The organism is Candidatus Eisenbacteria bacterium, from assembly GCA_016867495.1.
Classification (GTDB): Bacteria; Eisenbacteria; RBG-16-71-46; order CAIMUX01; family VGJL01; genus VGJL01.
Genome location: VGJL01000342.1, coordinates 1 through 1,830, shown reverse-complemented (window position 1 = coordinate 1,830; position 1,830 = coordinate 1). Strand labels below are relative to the sequence as shown.

Here is a 1,830-nt window from a genome sequence, read left to right as displayed (position 1 = left end):
TCCTGGGCACGGCAGAAGGGGCACCAGCCTCCGTCCGGTCTCTGCTCGCTCAGGAAGGCGAGGATGGTCCGGCGCGCGGCCTCGAGGTACGTGCGATCTCCGAGAATCTCGTACCCCGCCAGGAGAGCCCGCACGGAATAGGAAGCGTCTCGCCATGCCGCCGTCCGGTAGTCGAACAGGCCGGTGGAGACCTGATGTCGAACCAGATGCTCGCATGCTTCACGCAGACAGGTTCGGGACGACCTGGCGAGGGGACGATTCCGCGGGAGGCCGTCCGCGGCGGCGGGCGAGAGGCTCCCGAGCGAGACTCCCCCACTCGCGTCCGCGGGAGAGATGCTGACGCGGGAGAGGCGCACCCTGCATCCGACATCCGGCTTCAGGAGCAGAGTGAGAGGACCGCGCTCGACGACGGCGGTCGATGAGACCGACTGGATTGTGCCGGCGGACAGGCGAATGCCCGATATCGCGATCTCGTCGCAGATGAAGAGATCGCTGGAACACGCGCTGTCGCCCGCGGCGGAAAGATCGCAGCGAACGTCGTAGCGTCCCCGCAGGACAGCGGCCTCCATCCCGATGCAGGCGCCCTCGAGCTTGCCCCCCAGGTCCCTCAGGTCGAGGCCGGACCATCGGATCCCGGCGATCAGCGACCGCGTGTCGAGCGTGTCGGCTCCGATCGACGCCCTGCCGGGAAGGCCGGGGAGCACGAGGAGATCCTCCGCTCGCGAGCACGGGGGCGCCGCGCAGCAGAGCGCGATGATGAGGAGGGCGCCGCCCGCCCGCATGTTCGCCGCGGAGCGTATCATGTCGCCGTCCAATCTAGCCGGACTCGGCTGTTTCTGGAAAGCGCGCAAGCGCACCCGAGGCCCAGGCCCGGCAGGCGTCCCGAACCCCGAAGGGCTCCCGAAGCCCCGCTATGTTCGCGTTCGCGGCGCGGGGCTTCGGGAGCCCGTCGGGGTCCGAGGGACTGAGTGCCTGAGCCTGGGCCTCGGGTGCGCTTGCGCCGCTTCCCTTGAGGCGCGGGAGAACGTACGATCTCCGCCATGAACGGAGCAGGGTATCCGCGCCCCGGCCAACTGCCGGCCGAGCCCCGCACCTTGGGTCTCGTCGTGCTGATCTCCGGCGGGGGGACGACGATGGCGAATCTCGCCGATCGGATCGCGGCCGGGCATCTGGACGCCCGCATCGAGCTCGTCGTGAGCAGCCGGGATCGCGTCGCCGGTCTGGCGAGGGCGCAGACCCGGGGGTTGCCGACGATCGTCCTGCCGCGGAGGGCCTACACGCGGGACGACGTCTTCGACGTCGCTTCGTACACGGAGGTTCTTCTGCGGATGATCGCTCCTCTTTCGATCGATCTCATCGTTCTCGGGGGATTCATGAGCCAGATCGGGCCGGCGCTCCTCGATCGGTACGCCGCCCTGAACATCCACCCCGCGCTGTTGCCGAGGCACGGGGGGCCGGGGATGTACGGGCATCATGTCCATGAGGCCGTGCTCGCCGCGGGGGATGCCGAGAGCGGTTGCACCGTCCACTTCCTCGATCCGGACTACGACCACGGCCCCATCCTTGCGCAGCGGCGCGTCCCCGTTCTTCTGGATGACACCCCCGACACGCTCGCCGAGAGGGTGCAGGAGGCCGAGCGCGAGCTCTATCCGGAGGCGATCGGCCTGATCGCCGCGGGCCGTGTCCGGGTGGACGCCGGCCGCGTCCTTGTCGTCTGACGTCAGCGTCGCGGATCGATCCGCTCGGTGTCTCAGCGACGGTCGTTCACGCGGTAGAGAAGCCAGGAATGCCGCCATGAGGCGAAGTCCTCGATCCTTCCCAGAGGGATCA

At 69.0% G+C, this 1,830-nt stretch carries 2 protein-coding genes; one reads left to right on the top strand and one right to left on the bottom strand.

Features of this window, described 5'->3' with window-relative positions; all coding sequences use genetic code 11:
* The coding region (locus FJY88_14105) for a hypothetical protein (protein MBM3288460.1) at positions 1–803 on the bottom strand (803 nt) is incomplete at its 3' end.
* A gap of 237 nt (positions 804–1,040) precedes the next feature.
* On the opposite strand from FJY88_14105, the gene purN reads away from it, so the two are divergent.
* A complete protein-coding gene (purN, locus tag FJY88_14100; GenBank protein ID MBM3288459.1) occupies positions 1,041–1,718 on the top strand; it encodes a phosphoribosylglycinamide formyltransferase in 678 nt (225 codons plus the stop codon).
* The last annotated feature ends 112 nt before the right edge of the window (positions 1,719–1,830 follow it).